General features: G+C 61.3%; 4 protein-coding genes. All 4 read left to right on the forward strand.

What is annotated here, in order from left to right:
- Positions 1 to 287 precede the first annotated feature (287 nt).
- Genes OM513_RS20630 through OM513_RS20645 form a run of 4 tightly spaced genes read left to right on the forward strand, consistent with a single transcriptional unit; the run spans position 288 to position 5,174 of the window.
- Positions 288 to 1,385 (forward strand): hypothetical protein, encoded by a 1,098-nt coding sequence (locus OM513_RS20630; RefSeq protein WP_264946672.1) that lies wholly within the window; start codon positions 288 to 290, stop codon positions 1,383 to 1,385.
- A 27-nt stretch (positions 1,386 to 1,412) separates the two neighbouring features.
- Positions 1,413 to 2,573: a hypothetical protein gene (locus OM513_RS20635; protein WP_264946673.1), complete on the forward strand. Its 1,161-nt coding sequence runs from the start codon at positions 1,413 to 1,415 to the stop codon at positions 2,571 to 2,573.
- A 24-nt stretch (positions 2,574 to 2,597) separates the two neighbouring features.
- Positions 2,598 to 4,223 carry a hypothetical protein gene (locus tag OM513_RS20640; RefSeq protein WP_264946674.1) on the forward strand — a complete coding sequence of 542 codons (1,626 nt, stop codon included), beginning with the start codon at positions 2,598 to 2,600 and terminating at the stop codon, positions 4,221 to 4,223.
- Positions 4,224 to 4,271: 48 nt separating this feature from the next.
- Entirely contained in the window at positions 4,272 to 5,174 is a 903-nt protein-coding gene (locus tag OM513_RS20645) for a hypothetical protein (RefSeq protein WP_264946675.1), read from the forward strand.
- The last annotated feature ends 191 nt before the right edge of the window (positions 5,175 to 5,365 follow it).

Genomic DNA, 5,365 nt, shown 5'->3' on the forward strand with positions numbered 1-5,365 from the left:
AAACTCGCCGCCAACTTCCTCAGCGCCATCTACCTCGCCGCCGCCGTCACTTGGTGGTTATGAGTCTCGACCCTAGGGCGTACAGGTGTAGCGCTCTGATTGGCTTCAAGTCACAATCCATAGCATGTGTTCGAGTCAGTTGACTCCTGTCGCTGTGATGCCACAATTGAAAAAGTGAAACCTTCCAACGTAGGTTTCCCGCCGTGACGGATTGAAGAGGGGGAAGATCAGTCATGTCAGATTCGTCAGCCCGCGGCACTCCCGCGAGCCCGGGAAACAATGGCACTGTGCTTATCCTGTTGATCGCGGTAGTAGCGCTGTTCATCATCATCGTGTCTTACGGCTGGCTGCATCTCCTGCTGCCGATTGCCAGCGATCCCATCTTCGCGGGAGTTTTGGCACTTCTTCTCACCTTAATCGCGGTCGTTTTGGCACGATACATCGGTGAGCAGCGCGCAGTGATCAGGATGCGTTCGGACGACACCGGAGAGCGGATAATCGATTGGGTATTCTTCTACCCGTTTCTATTCCTCATCAGCGCGATGGGGACGATGAACACCGCCTTCTACCGGTTCGAAGGCGCGTCGGTGCTCCAGAACGATATCGACATGGCCCAGATCAAGCTGCGTGAGTTGGATTCGTCGTCGCTGAAATTGCTCGGCGGGCGCGACTATGAAGTACGCAAGCAGGGCGTCGAAATGGAACTTCGTAATCTGGAAAAGGAGATCACGACCACGGAAGGGAGAAGAGACGAACTTTGCGGGATCGGTCGCAACGCCAGGGAAAGCATCAGGAGGATTCAGGGGTTTCTGCCCGAGTTCAGGATTCCCGCCGGGCTGGATGAGCAACACAGTTGCCGCAGCACAAATCTGCAGGCGATCTACAAGACGCTTGAGGATCTCGCGCGTGGGCTGCTCAATGACAGCGTCGATCCCCTGCTCGCCGAACTCAGGCCGCGAATCGCGGCGGTGCAGAACAGCCTGACGAAGGCCGAGGGTGGGCTCGAAATGGGCGCGAACGGCACGCTCGATGAGGGGAACTACCGTAGCGCGCAGGATGCGCTGAGAAATGCGTCGACCGTTTTTGCCGATGCGCGGGCACGCCTCGAGGGCCGCATCCCCGAAAGTGCCGGAACGCTGCCGTCGGCGAAGTTCGACGTCAGCCGGTCGCTCAACCTCGGCTCGGTATTCTCGTTGCTGCCGACGCTGACCTCGCGGATCGGCTATGGAACCACCTGGGTCTATATCTTCGCGGCGATCCTGCTCGATATCGCGCTGGTTTATCTGTTCATGCAGGTCGCGCTCGCGGCGGCGAATTTCGTGGGCCGGATCAAGCGCGCTCCGATGACCGATCCGCAATTCTTGTGGGTGAACCCGTCGACCTGACGCGCGCCAACGCAATGGAGTTTCGCCATGAGTGACAGTGATCGCACACCGCTGCATCTCGGGCCCGCCGGGGCGCCCAAGGAACCGCAAGCCAAGCCGGGTGCCGCAGCGCAGCCCGAGCCTCAGGCTCGCAGCGAGCCGCCCCGCTCCGCTCCGCCGCCCCTGCCGCCGCAGGTGGACCCGCGCGCCGCCGCGACCCGCGCATCCAAGGCGTCGAGCTTCGCCGAACAAATCACCAGTTCGGGCCGGCACCCAGTAATCCTCTTTGGAACCGGAGAATCGGGCAAATCGACACTACTGATCTCGCTGATCAACTGCCTCGCCCAGAACGATCGCCGCATCAACATTTCGCTCGGTGCGCGCATCTTCAGCCAGTCCGACACGATCGCCGAGCAATATTATCAGCAGGCGATCATGTTCTACGAGCGCTACACGCGCGATTTTGCGGAGGGTACCCAGCTTCCCGCGACACTGGTCGAAAAGCCCTATTTCATTCCGATCGACGTGCGCCCGCCCGATGGGCCAGAGGTAAAGCTGGCCTTCCTCGAAGGACGGGGCGACTGGATCAGGCCTCTCGATGGCGATAGCGGGCCGGTATTCCAGGATCTCAAGCCCGAGATAATCGATCTCCTTACCCATTACAGCAGCAATGCGTCGGTCATCTATGTCGCGCCCTATACGATCGGCGAGGGCACGCGCGAAAGCGATACCGGGCTTTGCGGCGCGATCGTCAAATATCAATACCACCGCAATCTTCCCGAGCGCGATTGCCATCTCTTCACGCTGGCGAAGTGGGACACGTTCGCGGAGCCGCTCAAGGACGATCCGAAATTCGCGAGCGTCGAGGATGTCGAGGTCGCCGAGATCCTCATGCAGCGCTATCCGACTTCGTGGGCGCGTTTCAAGAACCTGCCGATCGATCCCGACTCGGGGCGCCGCTACTTCATGCAATATGCCTCGGGGCACATCGTGGGCGGCATCGTTCGCGACCCGCCGGAAAAGCATCGCAGCACCTTCGATCGCTATCCGCGCACGATGTGGAACTGGATCTACGCCAACGCGCTCGAAGCAGGGCAGGGCGCGTCGCGCTGGGGCAAACGCCCCTATCTTTTTCCCGAAGTGTTGCCGGTCGAGCCGCCCAAGCCATCGATCATCGACCAGATCTATGCGATGCTCGGTCGACGCTGATCGGCTTGCGCGAAGGAAACGCCTGTGCTGCTGACCTGTCTGTTCGGGAAGCTCGCGAACATCGAAGCCGTCGCCGCAGGCCCGAATGGTCGCGATGCGCGGCTGTCACAGGAATCGTGCGATTGGGCAGGGATTCCGGAATCTTATGCGCTCCAGCCCGGCGAAGAATTGATCCGCATATCGCGCCACTGGCTCGGCGATCAGATCTGGACCTGGATCGGCGTGTACCGCCAGGCCTATGCAAAAGGGAGCACCCGAGCGGCGTCTTTCTACGGCGGCGCCGTGCTCTGCTCCGGTGATCGCGTCGTGGGAAGCGAAACGCTGGCCTATCTCAAGGAAACTGCTGACGCCCTCCGCGGTGCGGCGCTCCGGTCCGCGGTAAACGGCGACCCTGTCCCGACAGGGTCGCTCATATTTTCGCGGTCGATCTCCAGGATCGATCCTTCGGTCGATGCGCAGGTGCGCAGCCAGCTCGATCCCCAGCCGCTGGTGGAGGGTGAAACCGGGCTCGATCCCAGTGGCATCGCCAAGGCGTTCATCGCTATTCCCGCCGGCATTTCCGACGAGGAGCTGGGTGCTCTGATCGACGAGGCGCAGGTAGGATTCGAATTTAGCACCGATTCCACGCTCTATCTCAGTGCGGCACCGCGGCTATTGGGGGTCGCTGAGGGCAGCGCGATAGTGACTGGAGCCGCAGTATATAGCCCTAATCAATACAAGGCGGCGCGCGCCAGGGCCATCGCCGACGCCCGCGCGGAGGAAGAGCGCATCGAGGCCGAACGCCTCGAAGCCGAACGCATCGAAGCCGAGCGTCAAGCTGCGCTCGCCGAACAACCGGAGCAGGTTGAATCGGTATTCTCCACGGGCCCCGGCATCGCGGATTCAATGTCTCCGGAGCCGGCGTTGCGGGCATGGACGCCAACGCAGGCGAACCGTCCTTCCGGCACCGACCCGCGAAGGCCCCGGGTCGCAACGAGCTCCGACGGCCAGGTGGCAGTGGGAGAGGTGGAGCGTCTCGTAAGAGAGCAGTTGCGGCAGACCTTGCCCGCCTTGGTCGAGGAGCAGTTCCGCGAACAGATGAAAGGCGCGAGCCTGCAGTTCACGCGCCGGCAATGGCTCGAAAACGGAACCGTCGCCGCAATCGTACTGCTGCTGCTAATCATCGCCGTGCAGATCCAAATCTGGATAGTGCGCCCGTCGAACACTCCGCCGGTAGAGAATCAGACGGCTGGAGCCGACAATGTCACGCCACCCAAAAATCTGCCGGCAGAAGACTCGTTCGCCTCGCCGGAAAAAGTTGTCACCAGCTATTTCGCGGATCTGCGCAATGGCAAATTCGAGCAGGCCGCTTTGCGATGGGAGCCTGCGAAGAATGCTCAGACGCTGGGCACGGCCTATTCGAACAAATACGAGCGATATGATTCTCCGAGGGTCCAGGATGCTAGGGTTAGCGCGGGTAGCGTTGACGTCCGGATATTGGTTTCCGGAGTTCAGAAGCCCAATCTTTCCTTCAGCGACGTTCCCGTCACGGTTACAGTGAAGCGGACCGCCGATGGCGGCGGCTGGAGGATTACGGGCACTGCATTCGGCAATGGGTACCAAGCCAATCTCGCCGATCCCGATCGAGCAATCGTCACGGCATCACAATAAGCGCAGCAAATGCCCGGTCGTCCCGGGCGCGTTTCGGAGCAGCCGTCCATGTTCCTGACCTGCCTGTTCGGCAAGCCCGTGGACCTCGAGATACTGGTGGTTGGGCGCGACGGGCGCGAGCCGGCGATCGCCCGCGCATGCGAGGCCTGGGTACCGCTCCCCGAGCCGATGCGTCTCGACCCCGGTGAGCAATTGCTCCGCGTATCGCGCCATTTGCTGGATGGCGAGGCCTGGACTTGGATCGGCCTTTATCGCCACGCCGAAGCTATCGGCAGCAGCCGGCCCGGCGGCTTCTACGGCGCCGGGCTGCTTTGCCGGGGCGAGCGCCTGTCGGGTACTGCGAGTGTCTCCTACCTCATCGATTCGGCCGATAGTCTGGCGGCCGCATTGATGCACCGTGAGAGCTTCACGAGGCGATTGTCGACGCTCGATCTCAGCATCGATTTCGATCCCGTACGGAAGCAATTGGCACCGATCCCGCTTGCCCCCCATCGAGGGCTCGATCCGCATGCGCCCGCCAAAGCACTAGTCGTTTCGCGCGAAAGCAGGACGATACCCGGCGAGTTGATCGACGCGGCACAAGCGGAAGATTCAGCCGCAGGCTATTCGGCGCTCTATATCGCCAGTTCGCTACGCCTCGCCGAGGCGGCGCGGAGCGCCACGCCGATCACCGGTATCGTCGTACGACCGGCCGAGGATTTTCTTCCTCACCCGTGGCCGACTCCGCCCAGATTCCCGGCGCCTGCGCCAATTGGTTCGAATGATCCTCGTGTTTCGCTTTCCGATATAGAAGCGACAATCGATCAACGGATAATGGAAACGCTGAGGAGAACCGCGCCATCCCGCCCTCCGCGCCGAAGTTACTGGCCGCTGGTCCTGTTACTCATGCAGATCGCGGTGTTCATTGCCACGCTTGCCGCGATCGGCACAATCTTGCCTGGCTTGCGCTAGGTTGAATCGACATTCAGCACCAGAAGCTGAGGGCGACCAAGCCTAGGCTGGCGAGGTAGTTTTGCGGGATGCGGTCGTATCGGGTTGCGATGCGCCGGAGTTGTTTGAGCTTGTCGATGGTCCGCTCGATTTGGTTTCGCAGCTTGTATTTGATCGGATCGAATGCGCGTTGGCGAGGCATGCAAGTGCGC

This window comes from Sphingomonas canadensis (assembly GCF_026013525.1).
Lineage (GTDB): Bacteria > Pseudomonadota > Alphaproteobacteria > Sphingomonadales > Sphingomonadaceae > Sphingomonas > Sphingomonas canadensis.

Bases quoted from the DNA above. Each gene is read 5' to 3' on its own strand.
- OM513_RS20635 (WP_264946673.1), top strand. From the start codon at position 1,413: ATGAGTGACAGTGATCGCACACCGCTGCATCTCGGGCCCGCCGGGGCG.
- OM513_RS20645 (WP_264946675.1), top strand. From the start codon at position 4,272: ATGTTCCTGACCTGCCTGTTCGGCAAGCCCGTGGACCTCGAGATACTG.